Source organism: Bacillus sp. EA-CB0995, from assembly GCF_055814245.1.
On record NZ_CP169269.1, the window covers coordinates 3,299,569 to 3,321,570 of the forward strand.

Genomic DNA, 22,002 nt, shown 5'->3' on the forward strand with positions numbered 1-22,002 from the left:
TAGCTTCTAATACAAAATATGTAGAATGGGACAAGAATAGAACAGAGAGATTCATTTACTACAGTGAAAACTGAAGACGACGCTCCCGCATGCAAAGGTAGTATGTAATTCCTAAAGCTATTATACTGAGCCAAAATGTGAAATAACCAATTGGTTGATAGTACTTATCTAACACACCATACTGCGGCATTTGTCTAAATACATAATCAATGATGTCATTATGCAGCGTCCAAATAGCTGCAACCACAAAATGCCAACGCTTTATGCGGTAAAACGGAGCATACAGTAAACCTTGGATAGCCATTGCACCATGAGACACAATCAGCATATATCCTGACCACCCAATATCTCCTTGTACAATAAGCAACAATATGTTCATTCCAACAGCCCATACACCGTATTTAAATAAAGTTACAATTGCCAGAGCCTCCATCAATCCCCAGTTTTTCCTTTGAAGAAAAGCGATTAATACAAATACAAAAACAAACTAGCTGTTGGACTATCTGGAACAAATGGCAAAAATATAAGAGGCGTTTCAATTAACTGATATTGATACCATATGTATCCATATATCGTTCCAAAAATGTTTACAATGAGTAAAAGCCATAAAAAGGTGCGTTCTCTCAATATCGAATATAAAAATGTCACGTTTTGATCCCTCAACTTTCTTAACATACAGTTATATTATAGCAAATTTCTCTATATACAGTGCAATTTCTATAGGTGGATATCTTACAGCCTGTGAATAGCAGGATACATCAGTGGCATCCCTCACTGATGGTTAGTTTAACCAATCGGGCTTTTACGGACAGTTATCCCCCTCCTATCTTCCTCGCTTCTCTCTCAATCTTGAGGTGGGGGTCTTACTTCACGTTAATGCGGGATAAACTAGAAAAACTGACTGCAAAATTGCAGTCAGCATCCGTTTACTTTTTATTATATTTCTCGATAAATTCTGTTACTTTCTTCAACTCTTCATCTGTGCCTTTAAAGACACCTTTTGGCATTGCACCTTTTCCCTCTTTTGCGATTTTCGCAATTTCATCCGGCTTTAATGTCAAGTTTTGCAGTGCAGGTGCAGCTGCTCCCCCTTGTAAGTTATCACCGTGACATGTTAAACATGTATTTTTTTGCATAATTTTATAACCGTCATCATTTTTATCAACTTGTACCGTTTTTACAATCGCACCTTGTCTTTTCGCAGCTGCCCAGTCATGTGTTGCAACAGATTGCCACGTTAAGAAAACGATGGATGCTAATGCTAAAAGCATAAAACCTGTTGCGGCCGGGCGTTTAAATGGACCGCGTTCCGGTCCTCGATCAAGAAACGGAGCAAGTAATAACGCGCCAAATGCGATACCTGGCATAATAAATGCTCCAATGACAGTATATGGACCAGATGCATAAGAATACTTTAACAATTGATACAGAAATAAGAAGTACCAGTCTGGAAGTGGGATATACCCTGTATCTGTAGGATCTGCAATTCTTTCAAGTGGTGATGGATGTGCCACTGTCAAACAAAGATAGCCAATTAAAAAGACTGCACCAACCATCCACTCTTTTAATAAAAAGTTTGGCCAAAATGCTTCTGTTTTCCCTGGATATTCGGAGTAATCTTTCGGAATATTCGGTTTTCTAACAGCAGGTACTCGCGAATCTCCGACAAACTTCATCCCTTTGCCACGATGCATAATCTCCCTCCTTTAATTATGTTCTTCCCTTATAATCTAGTAACATCTTATAGCGGACCGGAAATACCTTGTTTGCGAATCATGATGAAGTGAACTGCCATTAATCCGAGAAGTGCGGCTGGCAAGAAGAATACGTGAATAGCAAAGAAGCGAGTTAGTGTTTGGGCACCGACAATTTCGGAGTGGCCGGCAAGCAACGTTTTTAAATAAGATCCAATAAGCGGTGTTTGCTCCGCGATTTGAAGCCCTACTTTTGTTGCAAATAATGCTTTCATATCCCATGGTAATAAATATCCTGTAAAACCTAATCCTAGCATAACAAAGAAAATAAGTACTCCAACAATCCAGTTTAATTCACGAGGCTTTTTATAAGCACCTTGGAAGAAAACTCGAAGTGTATGTAAAAACATCATAACGATAACAAGACTTGCACCCCAGTGATGCATACCGCGAACAATTTGTCCATATGCCACTTCATTTTGTAAGTAATAGACAGATTCCCACGCATTTTTAATATCTGGTACATAGTACATTGTTAAAAACATACCTGACAAAATTTGAATAACTGTAACAAAAAACGTAAGTCCTCCAAAACAGTACACGAAAGCTGAAAAGTGATGCGCTGGATTTACATGTTCCGGTACTTCATGATCGGCAATATCGCGCCATAAAGGGGTAATATCTAACCGTTCATCTACCCAATCGTAAATTTTATTTAACATCTATTTCGCACCCCCTCTTGGCTTCGCTTTACCTAAATAAAGCGTTCCATCTTTCACCTGTGATTGAAACACATCAAGCGGAGCAAGAGGCGGTGTTCCTTTTACATTTATACCATCTTTTGTATAACGTCCTCCATGGCACGGACAATAGAATTGATTTGGATGTGACTTGTCCGAATTCCAGTTCACCGTACACCCTAAATGTTTACAAATTGGAGAGAATGCTACAATTTCTCCGCTTTCATCTTTGTGAACCCACGCTGACTTTGGTTCTTCTGATTTATACCAGCCGTCAACTTGTTTTACTTTAAAGTCGAAACGCTTCGGTTCAGTCGTAATATCCTTTACCTGTGCGACTGCAACCATCTCTCCCCCTGCTTCTTTCCTTAAAACTGGATCAAGCGCAAAACGCGTCATTGGCATTAGAATACCAGCTGCCATAAATCCCCCTACACCTGTAAGAGTGTAGTTTAAAAACTGTCTTCTTGACACCTTGTGTTCTTTCTCACTCACGAAAATTTCCCCCTCTATCAGAAATTGTCCCCCGTGAAAAACTAATATAAAAGATAAAAAACTAGGACACTATCATGATATAATACCCTACTACATTGGTCAATATCATACTAATCACAATTTTCAAAACTATCAATTTATTATTTATTTTCCCACTTTTCAGTTAATTTTTCCATAATATTTTTTATTTGCGCTTGAATTATTTCTCTTTTCGCTTGATCACTAAGCTGTTCTAGCGGTAGTGCTGGTAAACAAAATAGTTTTTCTGTCAATTCATGTTCAATTTCTTTCCAAGAAAAATCACTTGTGATCAACGCAATATGCTGCAAACCTTGTTCTTTCAAATAGTTCGTCCATTCTTGTAGACGATGCTTCTCACTTACATATGCCCCTTCTACATATGTAAATGCGGGTAATAAAAATACTCTACCTTTATACTCCCTCTCTAACTCTCTTGTTAAAGCAGAAATAAATTCTCCTTCTACAGCAGCCTCCTTCATCCCCTTTTCAAGCGAAATTGAAAGAAGTGGTATAATTCCTGTATCAATATATTCTCTAGCTTGTTCGTATTGCAATACATCTGCTACAGCCCATTTCACACTTAATAGCCCCCTTTTCCCCTTATTCCCACTCTAATGGACAGTATGACCTCCCCCTATACTACTTACCCATAAGAGTTTAATTAATTTAAATTATTTCTGAAAGAAGTCTCCATCTTCAAGCGCGTCAAGGGCAATAGCCCAGCGGTAAGATGAGGATGAAATTCGGTTAGGCACAGCCTAAAGTAATTCTTGGCAAATACACGCATGTTTTGCCCATCCATATAAGGATGTAGTTTCCCTTCGCCAATGTTTGTAGGTGTTGGCAGCTTCTTATGAAAGAGGGCTTGTAGTTGACCGTACCTTCCCAATCAGAACTGTTACAGAGCCACCATAGAGCCAAGAACTAGGGAATCATTCTTGGGTATGCAGCCTATGAACGGAGTCCACATAGGACTAAGGCTAGACAACCAAAGCTTTTTACAATCCCTCACTTCAAAACGTATTAACATTTAAGTAGTCGGTAGTTGACCAAATCATAAAGAAAGTTTCACTCTATTTCTATTAAACCATACAGATAAAGGTAAAAAAAGAAAAACCATCTATAAAAGATGGTTTTTCTTCGTAATAGTCTAAAAATTTTCATAATTACTTTTCACAGATAAGTTTATAAGCATTTTAACTCGTCTGTTAACTTGCGGAACGTTTCTTCATCATGAGTATCAAGCGCTTCGTCAATTAATTTCAAAAGTCGTTCTTTTCGAAACGAATATACGCTTTCTTCTAAAAATCGCTCTGCTAATAAACGATCTTTTTCATTTACTTCGATATTCTTCGGTAAATATGGATTTTCTTCTAGCACTGCCACATAATTCGCATTTTGGAAAGATGATTTAAAATTGAGCTGAATATAAATATCTTCATCTCTGTTTAAGCGAATATCATGAAATGATTTTTCCGCATCAGTCGTCATTACATTTTGTTTATAAAAATGAAACGGTAAATCTTTCACGCAATTCGCTGACATTACCAACCCACGCGGACAATATTTCGCATGCTCTACAAAATGCACCTTATCCATTAATTGATCATGACTCATTAAATAATTTAAAATCCAAACACATTCTCGCTGTTTCAGTTGATAATTATTTAAAAACCATTTTACAAAATCTTTCTTTTCATTCACAGAAACAGGGGTATTCATAGCGCTTGATCCCTCCTCTGTCCTTCTTTTTTCTTTTTACATTCAAGAAGCAGTATTCAGTTTCCTTCCAACTTATGAAAAATCCTCTAAATTATATAATAATTCTTCAATATGAGTTTGTGTCGGATCTAGCTGTAATAAACGTGTAAATACTTCTTTCGCCTCTTTTCGCAATCCCTCTTCTAACAAGAAGTAACCGTACTCCTCCAAGAAATCTGGATGATTCTTAAAAGAAGTATATGCGCTTTGGTAATGTTTTAATGCTTCCGAATACAATTCTAATTGTTTTTTCGCATGTGCAATATCCCAAAGTAATTGCGTGTCCGTTTCCCCATTATCAATGGCTTTTTCTACAACAGCAATCACCTCTTCATACCGTTCTTCTTCCTTTAAGATGTATGAATACTTTAAGGTAGCCCCTAAATGCGACGGATCAAGCTCTAATGCTTTCTTAAGCGAATCTTCTGCTTCATTTCTTTCCCCTAGCTTCGCTGCAACATTAGCAAGCTCTACATAAAATGGTATCGATAGTTCGTCAATTTTTATTCCTTCTTGAAGCGTTTCATAACTTTCTTGAAGCATACCTTCTTTTTCGTAGCATTTCGCCAAATACATATATAAAGATGCATATTCTGGATCTAACTCTTTTAATTCTTCCCATACACTGATTGCTCTTTGGTACTGTTCTCCTTGATACAACGTAAACGCAAATCCAAATAAAGAATGAATATCCTTCTGCTCCTCTAAACCTTCCTCATAATAAGAAATTGCTTCAGTCCATTGCCCAAGTGCGCTTAAATTTTCAGCCAATCGAAGCGGAACAACAACACCGCCCATCACTTTATGTTCTGGAAGTAATGATTCATAATATGGAATTGCTTTACTATCTTCTCCTTTACTGCTATACAATTCCCCAAGTCCGAAAGCAATTACCGGCTCATCTGGCATCATCGCTTTCGCTTTTAATAATTTTTGCTCTGCTACTTCATCAAACCCTTGCATTTGATATAAATCAGACGCAAGGAGAAGAGATTGAACGTATAATTCATCATCCTCTTGAATATCGTGAAGTACTTCAATTGCTTCATCTTCTTTGTCTACATCAATATATAACTCTGCTAAAAATAACGTGAATTCACTTTCTTCTGGGTATAGCAACCGTAAATCTTCTACTATTTCTAGCGCTTGATCTACAAACCCTAGTGTATAATAATAACGAGCAATTTCATACTTTTCTTCATCCGTACCTTGTTTTACTTGCTCTGCTAATAGTTGTAATCCTTTCTCTGTTTCTCCGCTTTCAATATATGTAACAGCTTGTTCAAACTTTTGCATAACTAGCTCCTTTATATAAATACTTATGTAAATTCCATAATAAACAACTGTTTCCGTGTAAGCAACAGTGTGAAGAAGAAAAGAACCTTCTCAAAAGGAAAAGATTCTTTTAGTTTTGCAGCATATGTAACTGTTCAAAGAAGTTCGGATATGACACAGCTACTGCCTCGCTATTTTCAATCGTAACTTCTCCATCTGCTATACACGATGCAATACCTAGCATCATACCGATACGATGATCACCGTGGCTATTTACCACGTTTCCATGTAATTGCGTTTTACCATGCACAATCATACCATCTTCTGTTGCTTCAATATGTGCTCCTAACTTTTTTAACTCATTTACAACTGTATCAATACGATTCGTTTCTTTTACTTTTAATTCTTCCGCATCTTTAATCACAGTTGTCCCTTCTGCTTGGGTTGCTAGCAGCGCTAAAATTGGAATTTCATCAATTAATTTAGGAATAAGCGCACCGCTAACTTCTATTCCTCTTAATTGTGAGGTTTCAATTGTAATATCACCGCATGGTTCAAACTCTTCATTACGAATATTATCTATTGACAAATTCGCCCCCATTTGTGATAACACATCAAGAATTCCAGTTCTTGTCGGATTCAACCCAACGTTTTTTAATACCACTTTACTATTTGGTACAATTGCACCTGCAACTAAGAAAAAGGCAGCTGAAGAGATATCTCCTGGCACCTCAATATTCGCCGCAGAAAGCTTTTGTCCACCTTCTAATGAGACAGTTAATCCATCAACAGTAACACAGCCCCCAAATGCACGTAACATACGCTCTGTATGATCACGAGACTGTAATGGTTCTGTCACAGTTGTCACGCCTTCTCCTTGTAGCCCTGCAAGTAAAACAGCTGATTTCACCTGTGCACTTGCCACGGGAGAACGATAATGTATGCCTTTTATATTTCCCCCTCGAATAGAAAGAGGCGTATATTGTCCATCTTCTCTTCCATCAATTTTAGCACCCATTTGACGAAGAGGTTCTGTAACACGTTTCATCGGACGCTTTCCAATTGAAGAATCTCCGATAACTGTACAATGAAACGATGCATTTGCTAGTATACCAAGCATTAACCGAATTGTCGTTCCTGAGTTTCCAACATCTAATACTTCCGTCGGTTCTACTAGTCTTTGTAATCCTTTTCCATATACAGTGACATCGTTACCCTTTTGCTCAATCTTAATTCCTAACTTTTGAAAACAAGCAATCGTACTTAAACAATCTTCACCCTGAAGAAAATTTGTAATCTTCGTTGTTCCTTCTGCAATTGCCCCAAACATAACTGCGCGGTGCGAAATAGACTTATCTCCAGGAACAAAAATCGTTCCGTTTAATCCATTCTTAAGCTTTGTTAATCGGTTCACCTCTATCACCTCTATTAATGTTCACGTATGTATTCTTTCTTTATCTCGCTATTTTTGGACAGTAAGAGCCTGATTGGTAAAATTCCCCCATTAGTGAGAGTTGAAAAAATTCAATGACGGTAGTTTCACTTTATTGTACTTCTTTCCTTCTTCTTTACGCAAATAGGATGAAAAGAAACGACTCCTAATAATGGAGCCGTTTCTTTTCTTATAAATATGTCTCTTCTTTTTTCAAATTCTCTTCTACAAGTTCAGTAAGCACCGCAATAATCTCCGCGTTCTCTTCTTTCGTTCCAACCGTAATCCGAATACCGTTCGGTAAACCAAGTGGACCACCGGAACGAACGATGTATCCTTTTTGTAGTAGCCTTTCAAATACTTCATCTCCTGGAAGACCAAGCTCTAAAAAGATAAAATTCGCCTGTGATGGATAATAAAACACTTGATACTTCTCACAAAAATCATAATATTGCTGTAATCCTTTATTATTCACTTTCACACACTCTTGTAAAAACGCTTGATCTTCTACCGCGGCTTGCGCAACTACTTGTGCAATTGATGATGTATTAAATGGTAATCTTGCTACCTCTAACGAACACATTAAGCTTTCATTTCCTACCGCATAACCAATACGAAATGATGCTAATCCGTATGCTTTTGAAAATGTACGTAATACCATAAGATTTTCATACTTCTCTAGAAGTGGTAATGTTTGCGGATAATCTTTAGCCCCAGCATACTCATAATATGCTTCATCCATAATAACAAGTGTTGTTTTCGGAACTGCCTCTAAGAATGAAAGTAACCGCTCCATTGAAACGTACGTTCCTGTTGGATTATTAGGGTTACAAATCCATACGATACGTGTATGCTCATCAACTTGTGCAAGCATTGCCTCTAAATCATGTGTACCCTCTTTTAAAGGTACTTCACGTACTTCTGCTTTTTCAATTACTGCATGATGACGATATTGTGAAAATGTCGGCTTTGCCATGACAACATTTGTTCCTTCTTGTAACAGAGAACGGCTAATCATTTGAATCACTTCATCTAAGCCGCTACCAAATAAAATTTGTTCCTTTTTTACATGAAGGTGATCTGCTAATTTTTCACGAAGAGCATACGCTGCACCGTCTGGATAGAGCGCATATTGCCCATCTAACGATGCCAAAGCTTCAGCTACACGTTTTGAACATCCAAATGGATTTTCATTTGATGCTAGCTTTACAATTTTAGATAACCCATATTGTCTCTTTACTTCTTCAATATTTCTACCTGGCACATACGCTTTTAACGACAATAATTGCTCTTTTACTTTCACTGGAATTCCCCCTATTATTTTTGTAAATCGAGCCTTAGCTGCACCGCTTTTTCTAAATAGATATGATGAATTTCATGCTGTAGTTTATTGGTCATAACCGTCATCATAACGCGAATACATTTCTCAAGAGCATTTGGCACTTCTATTTCTTGCATGCACATGACCGGTACATAAGACCAACCCTCAATACGCCTTAATGCAGCTGCCGGAAAACATGCATTTATATCTGCTGTTGTGGAAATTAATACAGATACAATATCAACAGGAGAAACGCTATTATTGCTTGCCATTTCTTTCACTAAACGCTCTGTTGCAGTCAATATTTCCTCTATTTCATTACAATTGACTGTAGTTGCGCCGCGAATCGCGCGAATCAAATAGACTCCTCCTCTCTTTGAAATGCTTCTAAAGCCGTTCGGACGGTCTCATCTGAAATAGATACGACATCCACTACCCCAATCTCCTGCATAACGACCATACGAATTGTTCCACCATTCGCTTTTTTATCTTGTTTCATCACTTGAACGAGACGATTTACATCAAGTTTACTTGGCATGCTCGGATAGCCATATGCAGTAAACCACCGTTTAATCTCCTTATATTGAAGGTCTTTTTCATATATTTGTTCACTTAAAAAGATGGCAAATAACATGCCGATTGCAACACCATCACCATGTGTTATGTTTCCATATCCCATCTCTTTTTCCAGAGCATGTCCAAGTGTATGCCCAAAATTTAAGTAAGCACGAACACCTTTTTCGGTTTCATCCTCTGCAACAATTTTTGCTTTTACTGGAATCGCGCACTGCAGTGTATAAATTAACTTATCATCTCTTAAATCAGTCAATGTTTTCACTTCTTCACGCAGCCAATGATATAATTTTACATCCCCAATAAACGAATGTTTAATTACTTCTGCAAAACCAGAGCGCCATTCTTTTTCTGGAAGAGAATTTAAAAACGGAGTATGATAAATCACTGCCTCTGGCTGATGAAATGCACCAATCATATTTTTCCCAAGTGGATGATTGATTGCAACCTTACCTCCAACTGCACTATCATGGGCAAGTAACGTTGTTGGTACCTGTACAAATCGAATACCTCTCATAAACGTCGCTGCAACAAATCCCGCTAAATCTCCAATCATTCCACCGCCAAGTGCAATAATAAGTGAGTGACGATCTAAGCCTTTTTCAAGCGCAAACGTTTGAACCGCATAATAATTTTCAAACGATTTTTCCTTTTCACCACTCGGAATCACAAATGAAAATACATCTTTTTCTAATTGCAAAGTATCTTTCACTTCATCTAGATGAAATGAAGCTACCGTTTCATCAGAAATCAGTAGAATACTTGAAACGGCTGGTTTCATATTTTCTATAATCTTTGATAATTGTAACAATGCCTGGGCTCCAACATACACATTATATTGTTTGGAACCTGTTTGAATTTGTATTGTCCTCATCAAAATTCCCTCGCATATTCGTTATATTTCTCAATATTTTCACGAATTAAATCAATGCGATCCGTCCCAAATTGTTCAATCACGGCTGTAGCCAGTTCCCAAGCTACAACAGCTTCCGCTACAACACTTGCTGCTGGTACAGCACAGCTATCAGAACGCTCAATACTTGCTTGAAACGCTTCTTTCGTATCAATATCAATACTTTGCAGCGGTTTATATAAAGTTGGAATTGGTTTCATGACTCCGCGAACAACAACTGGCATACCTGTCGTCATACCGCCCTCTAATCCACCTGCATTGTTTGTACGTCTCGTATATCCATTATCTTTATCCCATAAAATCTCGTCATGAACAAGACTTCCTGGCTTACGAGCTGCCTCAAAACCAATCCCAATTTCCACACCTTTAAATGCATTAATACTCATAATTGCAGCTGCAAGTTTTGCGTCTAATTTACGATCATAATGCACATAACTTCCAACACCAACTGGCATACCCTCTACAACAACTTCGACGATCCCTCCGATAGAATCTCCGTTTGTTTTTGCATCATCAATTGCTTGCATCATTTTCTGCGCTGCTTCTTCATCTAAACAACGAACAGGAGATGCCTCTGTAATCGTTTGTAACTCTTCAATAGAGTTATACGACTGCTTCTCCGCTTTCACTCCTCCAATTTCAATTACATGCCCTGCTACTTTTATACCCAGTTCTTCTAAAATGCGCTTTGCAACAGCTCCAGCAGCTACACGAACCGTTGTTTCTCTAGCTGAAGAACGCTCTAATACATTGCGCATATCGCGATGACCATATTTAATCGCACCATTTAAATCTGCATGTCCTGGACGAGGTCGTGTAATTTGTCGTTTCATCTCTTTTGATTCTTCCTCTGTTAACGGCTCTGCTCCCATAATTTTTGTCCAATGTGTAAAATCACGATTTTCGACAACGAGCGTAATTGGTGCACCAATTGTATATCCATGACGCACACCACTTAAAATTTGAACTTGATCTTTTTCAATTTGCATGCGGCGTCCACGGCCATGCCCTTTTTGTCTTCTTGCTAATTCTGTATTAATATCATCCGCTACTAAAGGTAAACCTGCCGGAATCCCCTCTAATATTGTCGTTAGTTGTGGTCCGTGAGATTCACCAGCTGTTATATATCGCATCGGTTACTCCCCTTTACTTCAGTATTTATGTAACACTATATCATAACCTCTATTGATTCGTAACTAATATGAAACAAAAAAGCGCAAGAAGGAATTCAGACATCCTTTCTTGCGCTTTTTCACTATAATCATTATTTTTAAAGCGTTTACAAATTATTTCGAAATAATTAGTAAATCCACTCATTCATTGATCTAGAATACTCAACTAGCTCTTCTTTGTTAAAGAAAATACCAATTTCACGTTCTGCACTTTCAAGAGAATCTGAACCGTGAATAATGTTTTTTGCAACAGTTAGTCCGAAGTCACCGCGAATTGTACCAAGTGCAGCTTCATTTGGTCTTGTTTTCCCCATCATGTTACGAGCTGTCTCAACAACACCTTCACCTTGCCATACCATTGCAAAAACAGGTCCAGATGTAATGAAATCTACTAATTCACCGAAGAAAGGTCTCTCTTTATGTTCAGCATAATGCTGTCCAGCAATCTCTGGTGTTACTTGCATAAGCTTAGCACCAACTAATTGAAAACCCTTTCTTTCAAATCTAGCAACAATCTCCCCAATGACTGCACGCTGTACACCATCTGGTTTTACCATTAAAAACGTTTTTTCCATAATAAATCTCTCCACTTCATATTATGTATGTAATTGTGTATCCCCAAACACATAGTATCACCGTTATCAAAATTGTGCAACAGTTTTGAAATGGAGAGATTATTATTTTCCTCGAAAAACATTTAAAATTTACGTTTCCCTATATATTTTGCAACATTTTGCAACGCCAGTTTCGCCTGTCCACGAGGCAACGGCTTAATAACTTCTAATGCTTTATGTAAATATCTTTCACTAAATGCAAAGGCTTGATCAATTGCATTACTATTTTTGACCGCTTCAATAATTTCTTTCATTTCATTTGAAGGCGTATTTTCATTAACTTGAACAATTCTCTCGCGAAGTTTAGGATCTTCCATCGCATATAAAGCAGGAAGTGTAATATTACCTTGTAATAAATCTCCGCCCGCAGGTTTTCCAAGCTTTTCTTCTGTTGACACAAAATCTAAAATATCATCAATAATTTGATATGACATACCAACAAAGTAACCATACCAAAACAAACGATTGACTGTATCACGACATGCACCAGATGCAATTGCCCCTAATTGACAACTCGCAGCAATTAAAAGTGCTGTTTTTCGTTTAATACGGCGTAAATATGTTCGTAAATTTTGTCCAAAATCATACTTATCTTTAATTTGTTCAATTTCTCCTTTGCACACTTCAAGAATTGTATATGATAATGCTTTATGCACTTCTGGACTTTCTAAATTTGTAATGCATTCTAGAGACTTTGCAAATAAATAATCACCTGTATACATTGCAATACGATCACCCCAGTTTGCATTTACAGTCGCACTCCCTCTTCTCAAAAGAGCAGCATCAATTACATCATCATGCACAAGAGAAGCCATATGAATAAGCTCTAATGCAACGGCAACATGTTTAATTACATCGAGCTTATAATCTCCAAATTTCCCCGCAAGCAGAACGAAAACAGGTCGGATTCGTTTTCCACCGGCCTCAATCAGTTGCAACGCAGCTTCTTCAAGCAATTGTTGCTCAGAAGCAACAACTACTTTTAGTTGTTTCTCAATTTTATCAATATCCGATCGTAAAAAAGAATACATAAGTTGTAACTTCATATCGTTCACCTTAACCTAAAACTTCTTTTCTATTTTTATCCCGCTTTAACGGGAAGTAAGACTCCTACCTCAAGATTATGAGGAAACAAAAAATAGAGATAGGCAGGAGAGAACCGCCTGTTAGAGCCCGATTGGCGATACCTTTCCATTAACAGTTCCTACTAATGATAATTTCACTTTATTCCGGCTTATAACCTAAGTGCATTGCTGCTACTCCAAAAGTAAACGGCTTTACTCTTACTTGTTCTAGTCCAGCTTTTTCAAACATACGAGCCAATTCTTTCATTCCTGGAAATGTGCTTGCTGATTCTTGTAACCACGAATATTCTTTAAAACTTTTAGCAAATAGCTTTCCGAATAAAGGCATAATGTATTTAAAATATAAAAGATAACCTTGTCGAATTCCAAACATTGTCGGCTGCGATGTTTCTAAGCAAATAACCTTCCCACCCGGTTTTACAACACGAGTCATCTCTTTTAACACCTGCATATAATCCGGAACATTTCGGAGTCCAAATCCAATTGTGACATAATCAAACGTATTATCCTCAAAAGGTAGTTCCATGGCATTACCATGAATTAATTCTACTTGATCCAATTGTAAAGCTTCCACTTTCTCTTTTCCAACCGAAAGCATATTTTTACTAAAATCTAATCCATATACTTTTCCATTTGAACCGACCGCATCAGCAAGCGCAATTGTCCAGTCAGCCGTTCCACAACATACATCAAGCGCTGTGCTGTTAGGTTGAACATCCATAATTTGCATCGTTTCTTTGCGCCATGCTTTATGTCTTTGAAAGCTAATAACTGAATTCATTACATCGTATTTATTGTATATCTTCTCAAATACGTCATGTACTCTTTCTTCTTTTGATTGTTGCATGCCTTTACCCTTCTTCCAACTGTAAAATTCAAAATACTCAAGTCGCCTCTTTTAATGTGGAAAAAAATGTTTCAATCCCTGTATCATCTTGCATCAAAGTATCAATTTGACTTCGTATCTTTTTTATCGATTCGTTGTATACGTTTTCCACTTTCGTTTTATCATCAGAAGATAAAATCTTTTGAAATGCCGTAAATACTGGCGACGATTCTTTCTTCAAGAATATTTGATACTCAGTTTGCAAACGAGCTATTGCAAATATATTGTTAATTGTTGACTTTACATGTTTCACTTGAAAATGATCACACGTTTTTTGTAAAAGAGCCGATTCAATTATTCCTACACTGCTTAACATTTCTTCTATCGTTTCATATGTTTGCTGATATAACATAATTTTGTGTTCATTAATCTCTTTAATACCTTCTGCCAACGCACGAATCAATACGATATCATGATTCATTGAAAGTAAATAATAATATAGCCCACTATAATAATCCCCTGCTAATACTGTTAGTTGGCGCCGCTTATGAGACCCATCCGTCTCCTCTTTATTTGATACTTTCTCATGTGTATCTAAAGCAATTTGTACAAGCATAATGGTTACTACGTAATGTTCAATTTGCTCTCTATGTAAGTTTGCACTTTTTAAAATGGAATATAAGAACGCTAATTTTTTTCATCAACAACTGGTTCTTCAATGTATTTTATAAAATAAGGATGGCGTAGTTTTTTATATAGCTGCTCCTTTATATCCGTAAACCCTCCGTAGATGTTACCCACAAAAATCACCCTTGTTTTCTAATTCATAAAACTTATTATAACACATTCATTCATTTTTCTATAAAGAAAACTTGACGAAACGAAACAAAGTAAGAATTGATCTTTATTTACCCTTATCCTGGCCGTTAGATTGGCATAAAGTGAAACTTCCATCAGTAGTTTTTTTCATCCCCAACTGATGGTTAGTTGAACCAATCGGGCACATGCCAGCAGTTATCCTCCACCTATCTTCCTCGCTTCTCTCTGAATCTTGAGATGAGGAGTCTTACTGCCCACGAATAGCAGGATAAAAAAAGAAAAGCAGTTTCCTGCTTTCCTACTAATTCGTCTTAATAAAAGATAGAATCTCCGCACGTGCTGGTGCGTCTGTTTCTAACACACCACGCACTGCAGTTGTTACAGTTTTTGCACCAGGTTTTTTCACACCGCGCATTGTCATGCACATATGCTCTGCTTCTACAACAACCATTACACCATGCGGCTCCAACACTTCCATAATAGAATCTGCTACTGTTGATGTAATTCGTTCTTGTAATTGTGGTCGACGCGCAACTGTATCTACTGTACGTGCCAATTTACTTAACCCTGTTACTTTTCCACCTCGTGGAATATATGCAACATGAGCAACGCCATAAAACGGAACGAGATGATGCTCACACATAGAAAAGAACGGAATATCTTTTACCAATACAAGTTCTTCATGATCTTCACCAAACACTTTATGTAAATGTTCTTTTGGATCTTCATGCATACCAGAAAATACTTCTGCATACATCTTCGCAACACGTTTTGGTGTATCTAATACTCCCTCACGATTTGGATCGTCCCCAATTGCTTCTAAAATAAGACGTACTGCATGTTCGATCTGTTCTAAGTTTACATTTGCCATCCGCTTGCCCTCCCGAATAAAACCTAAAAATACTACGAACACATTCTAGCATATATATGTTTTTAAAAGCAAAAAGAAGAGTTTCCGATAAGGAAACTCTTCTTCCCCGTAATATGTAAGGATTATTTAACCGCATCTTTTAGCGCTTTACCAGGTTTGAATGCAGGTACTTTGCTTGCCGCGATTTCAATTTCCTCACCAGTTTGTGGGTTGCGTCCTTTACGAGCCGCACGCTCACGAACTTCGAAGTTACCAAATCCGATAAGTTGTACTTTATCACCTTGCTTTAAAGCTTCTAAGATGGAATCAAAAACAGCGTCAACTGCTTTTGTTGCGTCCTTTTTAGAAAGGGAACTTGCTTCTGCAACAGCATTGATTAAATCTGTCTTGTTCATGCCATTCACCTCCTCCCAAAGATACGACTGTATAATGATCATAAAATGAGTCTTACCTTCATTTGTAGGCAATTTTCACAAATTCTATACTACAAAGATGTAGATAAAATCATTATCAAGGCCTATATTATACGATTCTCCTTTATAATTCAATATTTTTAAAGAAAATGTTGCCACGAAAATGTGAAAAACTGATGAAACTTGACAATCAACTATAAAGTATTAGATAATGACATTTTGTTTTTCTATGAAAAACAAAAAAAGACTCCCCAATAAGGAGTCTTTCAATTATAAAATAATTGCTATTAAGCCGCCAGATCCTTCATTTATAATTCGTTCTAGCGTTTCTTTTAATTTATAACGAGCATTTTCTGGCATTAATGATAATTTTGCCTGAATCCCTTCTCGAACGATAGAGCTAAGTGATCGCCCAAAAATGTCCGAATTCCAAATTGAAAGTGGGTCATCTTCAAAATCTTGCATTAAATAACGAACAAGCTCTTCACTTTGCTTTTCTGTTCCAATAATTGGTTCAAATGTTGATTCCACATCAACCTTAATCATATGAATAGATGGGGCAACAGCTTTTAATTTCACACCAAAGCGCGATCCATGTCGAATAATTTCCGGCTCATCTAAGCTCATATCTGCTAGTGCCGGTGCTGCAACACCGTATCCTGTTTGTTTTACCATTTTTAGTGCATCTGCAACTTGATCATATTCCGTTTTCGCATGAGCAAAATCAAGCATTAACTTTAATAAATGATCTCTACCACGAATTTCAACGCCTACCACTTCTTTTAAAATTTGATCGTACAATTCATCTGGTGCATATAAGTCTATCTCAGCAACACCTTGCCCCATATCAATTCCTGCAAGACTTGCACGATCAATAAATTCATATTGACTAAATTGCCATACAACGCGGTCAACATCACGAAGACGCTTAATATCTTTTACTGTTTCTTGGACAGCCTCTTGATAGCTTTGACGAAGCCAGTGGTTGTCATTTAACACCATTACCCAACTCGGAAGATTTACATTCACTTCTAAAACCGGGAACTCGTATAGTGCCTCGCGCAGTACATTATATACATCCCCTTCTCTTAACCCTTCTACGCTCATTGCTAACACTGGAATATCATATTCTTCTACTAAACTTTGACGAAGTTGTTCTGTATCAGGATGATATGGCTGTACTGTATTAATAATCATAATGAAAGGTTTTCCTACTTCTTTTAATTCATTTACGACCCGGCCTTCCGCTTCAATGTAATCACGGCGGGGATTTCTCCAATTGTTCCATCGGTTGTAATAACTACACCGATTGTAGAATGTTCTTGAATTACTTTCCGTGTCCCAATTTCCGCTGCTTCATGAAATGGAATCGGTTCTTCATACCATGGTGTATTAATCATACGTGGTCCATTTTCGTCTTCATATCCTTTCGCTCCTGGGACAGTATAACCTACACAATCTACTAAGCGGATATTCACATCGAGTCCATCATCAACATGGATAGAAACCGCTTGGTTTGGAACAAATTTGGGCTCTGTTGTCATTATTGTACGTCCTGCTGCACTTTGCGGCAATTCGTCTTGTGCGCGCTGACGATCCGAATCGTTTTCAATATTAGGAATAACGACTAGCTCCATAAACTTCTTAATAAAAGTAGATTTTCCCGTTCGAACAGCTCCTACAACCCCTAGATAAATATCACCGCCTGTACGCTCAGCGATATCTTTAAAAATATCAACCTTTTCCAAGTGATTCCCTCCCTCAACATTTTTGGGAATAAATCATGATTATTCTTGTAGTTTGGACTGTACAGCATATGATTTTGTCCCAATTTCATATGACTATTTAAAAAGAACTTTTTGTATACGATGCAAATGTTTCAAGAAGTAAAAAAACCTTCTTCTAGAACTTATTCGTTAGAAGAAAGGTTCATGACTTATCACTTAAAAAAATTGGTTCTTTGTTCTTTACTGTATACGGTAAGGAATACACCGGTACAAATGGAGTATGTTTCACAAGCAACTGGCGAATATCTTCTCCTTCTTTCACTTCATCACCATATTTTTGTAGCATGTCGTATAAGTCAACGCGATAATCAATATATACTTCACCTTTCTCATCAATAACAAAAGGTAGGTTTTTACCAGAATATGGACTTTCCACTTGAGGAATTTCTTTATATCCCATTTTTTTATAATCAAGCTCATACACACCATCTGTAATTATTTTTTTAAACGGTGGATATTTATGCTCATCACGATAGATTTGTAGTTTCAACTTTAAATTTTGAATCTGTTCAGCCGTTCGAACATCAATTAATTTCACAGTTGGATTTGTTTCTACATCAACTAATACATACTGATAAATGCCTCCGCTTTCAAAAGCATTTCCAGGTGGTTCTTGCATAAGCCCAGGCGTAATCTTTTGAAAATCAATTGGATATTTTTGATAGATTGGTGTATTCATATCGCGTGTTTTAATAGGCAATATATTACCATTTTGTTCTCTATATGTATTAACTGCTGTTTGCACCGCTTGTAATTGATCTTCATATGGTACTACATTTTGTTGTACCTTTTCTTTCGGATATAGACACCCAGATAGCATGCTGGTGCAACACAATACGAAAATTATTAGTGTTTTCTTCATCAGAACTCCGTCCTTTAGTTTCTATTGTTCAATTGGCCCACTAAATACAACAAGAAAAATAATAAGTCCAGATACAATCATACATGCATATGCAAACAAAGCTGTAAACCCTTTCAAAAACGTATTCTTTATTTTATGGCGACTTAACAAAATGAAAATAACAGCAATAAACATGAGAGCCATCGCTCCCAAAGAAAACCACATCTTTATAAGTCCAACAGACATATATACACCCCTTTATTTTAGTATATTTTCCTACTATTTTAACAAATTATAACTTTTAAACAAATAGAAACAATCTATTTATTCCATTCAAACTGAAAATAAGACGAAACTTCACTACTGAAGGACTAACGGTATACATTCACATATAATGAAACCAATAAAAAACCGAAGCGAACGAGACTTCTTCGCTTCGGTTGACCAAATACTCCCACAAACAGCTCATATTCATTCCTTCATCATATCGTATGCAATATATATAACAATGGTTTCTCGTACTTTATTTTTTAAACATTTTACTTAATGAGCTAAAATCGGTTGGCATGTTATTATTAATAATCGCATTTACAATTTGATCTTCTTTCTCTTTTGATACATCTCTTCCTGCCATCGTTGCAACTTGATGAATTAACTGACGTAACACTTGCTCATCTCGCAAATTTGCATTTTGGACAGAAGAAGCTAATTTAAAAATATCATCTTTATTTACTTTCGATTGCTTTTCAATATTGTTGAATAAATTATTATCCACCTTGTTCACCCTCTCTTGTAATCTACACTTCATCGTATGCAGAAAAAAAGAATGGTGAAAAGACCCAAAATAAGAAAAAGCTGTACAAATGTATCTTTACACTTGTACAGCTTTTCTTACAACAAATCTGGAATTTCTTCTACTTCGTGTTTACGCACACGCCCCATCAGCGTTCCTACAGCATCTTTTACATTTTTCTCATTAAATAATACATCATATAAGACAGCTGTAATTGGCATTTCTACATTCATTTTTTTTGCCATCTCATGTGCAGCTTTTGTTGTCCGCACACCTTCAACAACCATCCCCATATTATCTAACACTTCGTTTAACGAGCAACCTTTACCAAGCAAGTTACCAGCACGCCAATTTCGGCTATGGACACTCGTACACGTTACAATTAAATCTCCCATACCTGTCAAGCCAGCAAACGTTAAGGGATTACCACCCATTTTACGACCCAAACGAGCAATTTCTGTTAAACCACGCGTCATAAGTGCCGCCTTTGCATTATCACCTAAACCAAGTCCATCAGTAATACCAGCAGCAAGGGCAATAATATTTTTTAACGCTCCGCCAAGTTCAACTCCAACAATATCTGGGTTTGTATATACACGAAAATAACTATTCATAAATAAGTCCTGAACTTCTTCTGCTGCTTCCATACGCTTTGCAGCTGTTGTAACTGTTGTAGCTTGACGCAATCCAACTTCTTCTGCATGACTCGGTCCCGATAAGACAACAACATCTCGAATGAGATGTGCCGGAATTTCTTCTTCAATCACTTCCGAAATACGCTTTGAAGTTCCTGGTTCAATTCCTTTACTCGCATGAATCCATGTAATTGGCTGCGAAACAAGTTCTTTCATATTTTGCAATACTTCTCTGTATGCTTTTGTAGGTACAACGAGAAGTACTGTATCTACCCCTGCTAATGCTTCTTCTAAGGAAGAATAGGCAACGATACTGGCTGGCAATGTAATCCCCGGTAGATAACGACTATTTTCATGTTTTTCATTAATTTCATTCATGAGTTCTACTCGGTTTCCCCAAAGACGTACATCATGGCCGTTGTCAGCTAATACCATTGCTAACGCCGTTCCCCAGCTACCTGCTCCTACTACTGTGATTTTTTTCATAAAATCACACCCTCTCCATTAGTCTCGTGCTCTTGCAATAACTTTAATCGGCGTTCCTACGAAACCAAACGCATCACGCAGACGATTTTTCAAGAAACGCTCATATGAGAAGTGCAGTAACTCTGGATCATTTACGAATACAACAAATGTCGGTGGTTTCACCGCGACTTGTGTTGCGTAGAAGATTTTCAAACGTTGTCCATTATGTGTTGGTGTTGGATTCATTGCAACAGCATCCATAATTACGTCGTTTAATACGTTTGTTTGTACACGAATACTATGACTTGCATTTACCTCATTAATAACAGGAAGCAATGTATGTGTACGTTTTCTCGTTTTTGCAGATAAAAATACGATTGGTGCATAATCTAAAAATTGGAAGTGAGCACGAATATTCTCTTCGAATTCCTTCATCGTTTTCTCATCTTTTTCAACCGCATCCCATTTATTTACAACGATAATAACAGCACGACCTGAATCATGCGCATATCCAGCGATTTTTTTATCTTGTTCAATAATTCCTTCTTCACCATCTAAAACAACTAAAACAACGTCAGAGCGTTCAATTGCTCGAAGCGCGCGAAGTACACTATATTTTTCAGTACTTTCATATACTTTTCCTTTTTTACGCATTCCTGCAGTATCAATGATAACGTAATCTTGTCCATCTTTACTGTACGGAGTATCAACTGCATCACGAGTTGTACCTGCTACATTACTAACGATTACACGCTCTTGACCAAGCAATGCATTTACCATTGATGATTTCCCAACATTCGGACGACCAATTAAACAGAATTTAATTGTTTCATCATCGTATGCTTCTTCTTCAATTTTCGGGAAATGTTTTGCGGCTTCATCTAATAAGTCCCCTAGCCCTAAACCATGTGTACCAGAAATCGGAAATGGCTCTCCAAATCCTAACGCATAAAAATCATAAATATCGCTGCGCATCTCTGGGTTATCTATTTTGTTGACCGCTAATACAACCGGCTTTTTAGAACGATATAAAATCTTTGCAACCTCTTCATCCGCAGCTGTTACACCGTCGCGACCATTCGTCATAAAAATAATAACATCAGCTTCATCAATCGCAACTTCTGCTTGTTGACGAATTTGTGTCAAAAATGGCTCGTCTCCAATATCAATTCCACCTGTATCAATAACGTTAAACTCATGATTTAACCATTCTCCTGCACTATAAATACGATCTCGTGTTACACCAGGAATATCTTCTACAATCGACACTCTTTCCCCAACAATTCTATTGAAAATAGTAGATTTTCCAACGTTTGGGCGTCCTACTATTGCCACTACCGGTTTTGGCATATACTTTCATCCTTTCTATTTGCTTCTGTTATTATGTAAAAAACCCTTCTTTGTGCAAGAAGGGATTTGCATTCCAGAATATTTCTCTTTATATCAAAACATCTCA

At 37.2% G+C, this 22,002-nt stretch carries 21 protein-coding genes and 3 pseudogenes; all 24 read right to left on the reverse strand.

From position 1 onward, the window contains the following. Positions 1–58 precede the first annotated feature (58 nt). The 24 genes and pseudogenes from lhaT to der all read right to left on the reverse strand — a co-directional run bounded on the left by lhaT (position 59) and on the right by der (position 21,896). Positions 59–675 (reverse strand): annotated as a pseudogene (gene lhaT, locus ACEWFJ_RS17040) (lipoprotein heptaprenylglyceryl N-acetyltransferase LhaT). Between the two features lie 251 nt (positions 676–926). Beyond that, positions 927–1,694 (reverse strand): c-type cytochrome, encoded by a 768-nt coding sequence (locus ACEWFJ_RS17045; protein WP_473689314.1) that lies wholly within the window; start codon positions 1,692–1,694, stop codon positions 927–929. A 47-nt stretch (positions 1,695–1,741) separates the two neighbouring features. After that, entirely contained in the window at positions 1,742–2,416 is a 675-nt protein-coding gene (gene qcrB / locus ACEWFJ_RS17050; RefSeq protein WP_098309399.1) for a menaquinol-cytochrome c reductase cytochrome b subunit, read from the reverse strand. Beyond that, entirely contained in the window at positions 2,417–2,929 is a 513-nt protein-coding gene (locus tag ACEWFJ_RS17055) for a QcrA and Rieske domain-containing protein (protein WP_473689315.1), read from the reverse strand. It lies immediately after the preceding gene. 140 nt (positions 2,930–3,069) lie between these two features. Beyond that, positions 3,070–3,528, reverse strand: coding sequence for a YpiF family protein (locus ACEWFJ_RS17060; RefSeq protein ID WP_230574025.1), 459 nt, complete (start codon positions 3,526–3,528; stop codon positions 3,070–3,072). Positions 3,529–4,135: 607 nt separating this feature from the next. Further along, positions 4,136–4,672: a ReoY family proteolytic degradation factor gene (locus ACEWFJ_RS17065; protein WP_098309402.1), complete on the reverse strand. Its 537-nt coding sequence runs from the start codon at positions 4,670–4,672 to the stop codon at positions 4,136–4,138. 72 nt (positions 4,673–4,744) lie between these two features. Next, positions 4,745–6,007, reverse strand: a complete 1,263-nt coding sequence (locus ACEWFJ_RS17070; RefSeq protein ID WP_473689316.1) for a tetratricopeptide repeat protein — start codon at positions 6,005–6,007, stop codon at positions 4,745–4,747. A 109-nt stretch (positions 6,008–6,116) separates the two neighbouring features. Then, positions 6,117–7,400, reverse strand: coding sequence for a 3-phosphoshikimate 1-carboxyvinyltransferase (gene aroA / locus ACEWFJ_RS17075; protein WP_473689317.1), 1,284 nt, complete (start codon positions 7,398–7,400; stop codon positions 6,117–6,119). 208 nt (positions 7,401–7,608) lie between these two features. Continuing rightward, positions 7,609–8,721 carry a histidinol-phosphate transaminase gene (hisC, locus tag ACEWFJ_RS17080; RefSeq protein ID WP_473689318.1) on the reverse strand — a complete coding sequence of 371 codons (1,113 nt, stop codon included), beginning with the start codon at positions 8,719–8,721 and terminating at the stop codon, positions 7,609–7,611. A 14-nt stretch (positions 8,722–8,735) separates the two neighbouring features. After that, positions 8,736–9,098, reverse strand: coding sequence for a chorismate mutase (gene aroH / locus ACEWFJ_RS17085; protein WP_473689319.1), 363 nt, complete (start codon positions 9,096–9,098; stop codon positions 8,736–8,738). Beyond that, positions 9,095–10,186, reverse strand: coding sequence for a 3-dehydroquinate synthase (gene aroB, locus ACEWFJ_RS17090; RefSeq protein WP_473689320.1), 1,092 nt, complete (start codon positions 10,184–10,186; stop codon positions 9,095–9,097). The genes aroH and aroB overlap by 4 nt, the downstream gene beginning before the upstream one ends. Beyond that, positions 10,186–11,358: a chorismate synthase gene (aroC, locus tag ACEWFJ_RS17095; RefSeq protein ID WP_429709331.1), complete on the reverse strand. Its 1,173-nt coding sequence runs from the start codon at positions 11,356–11,358 to the stop codon at positions 10,186–10,188. Before aroC ends, aroB begins: the two co-directional genes overlap by 1 nt. A gap of 167 nt (positions 11,359–11,525) precedes the next feature. Next, on the reverse strand, positions 11,526–11,972 hold the full coding sequence (ndk, locus tag ACEWFJ_RS17100) for a nucleoside-diphosphate kinase (RefSeq protein WP_154709044.1): 447 nt from the start codon (positions 11,970–11,972) through the stop codon (positions 11,526–11,528). A 122-nt stretch (positions 11,973–12,094) separates the two neighbouring features. Continuing rightward, positions 12,095–13,057 carry a heptaprenyl diphosphate synthase component II gene (hepT, locus tag ACEWFJ_RS17105; RefSeq protein WP_098309410.1) on the reverse strand — a complete coding sequence of 321 codons (963 nt, stop codon included), beginning with the start codon at positions 13,055–13,057 and terminating at the stop codon, positions 12,095–12,097. A 178-nt stretch (positions 13,058–13,235) separates the two neighbouring features. Then, positions 13,236–13,943, reverse strand: coding sequence for a demethylmenaquinone methyltransferase (locus ACEWFJ_RS17110; protein WP_473689321.1), 708 nt, complete (start codon positions 13,941–13,943; stop codon positions 13,236–13,238). A gap of 37 nt (positions 13,944–13,980) precedes the next feature. Beyond that, positions 13,981–14,723 (reverse strand): annotated as a pseudogene (locus tag ACEWFJ_RS17115) (heptaprenyl diphosphate synthase component 1). A gap of 319 nt (positions 14,724–15,042) precedes the next feature. Next, complete coding sequence (gene folE / locus ACEWFJ_RS17120) at positions 15,043–15,612, reverse strand: GTP cyclohydrolase I FolE (RefSeq protein ID WP_098309413.1); 570 nt, start codon at positions 15,610–15,612, stop codon at positions 15,043–15,045. A 122-nt stretch (positions 15,613–15,734) separates the two neighbouring features. Next, positions 15,735–16,007, reverse strand: coding sequence for an HU family DNA-binding protein (locus tag ACEWFJ_RS17125; protein WP_001043860.1), 273 nt, complete (start codon positions 16,005–16,007; stop codon positions 15,735–15,737). 288 nt (positions 16,008–16,295) lie between these two features. Then, positions 16,296–17,773 (reverse strand): annotated as a pseudogene (spoIVA, locus tag ACEWFJ_RS17130) (stage IV sporulation protein A). A 181-nt stretch (positions 17,774–17,954) separates the two neighbouring features. After that, the gene (locus ACEWFJ_RS17135; protein ID WP_473689323.1) at positions 17,955–18,674 is read right to left on the reverse strand and encodes a hypothetical protein; all 720 of its coding nucleotides are present in this window, start codon (positions 18,672–18,674) and stop codon (positions 17,955–17,957) included. 21 nt (positions 18,675–18,695) lie between these two features. Then, positions 18,696–18,899: a DUF2768 domain-containing protein gene (locus ACEWFJ_RS17140; protein ID WP_098309416.1), complete on the reverse strand. Its 204-nt coding sequence runs from the start codon at positions 18,897–18,899 to the stop codon at positions 18,696–18,698. 277 nt (positions 18,900–19,176) lie between these two features. Next, positions 19,177–19,428, reverse strand: coding sequence for a stage VI sporulation protein F (locus ACEWFJ_RS17145; protein ID WP_230574012.1), 252 nt, complete (start codon positions 19,426–19,428; stop codon positions 19,177–19,179). Between the two features lie 116 nt (positions 19,429–19,544). Then, positions 19,545–20,567 carry an NAD(P)H-dependent glycerol-3-phosphate dehydrogenase gene (locus tag ACEWFJ_RS17150; protein ID WP_473689324.1) on the reverse strand — a complete coding sequence of 341 codons (1,023 nt, stop codon included), beginning with the start codon at positions 20,565–20,567 and terminating at the stop codon, positions 19,545–19,547. A gap of 18 nt (positions 20,568–20,585) precedes the next feature. Further along, positions 20,586–21,896, reverse strand: a complete 1,311-nt coding sequence (gene der / locus ACEWFJ_RS17155) for a ribosome biogenesis GTPase Der (RefSeq protein ID WP_230574010.1) — start codon at positions 21,894–21,896, stop codon at positions 20,586–20,588. Positions 21,897–22,002 lie beyond the last annotated feature (106 nt).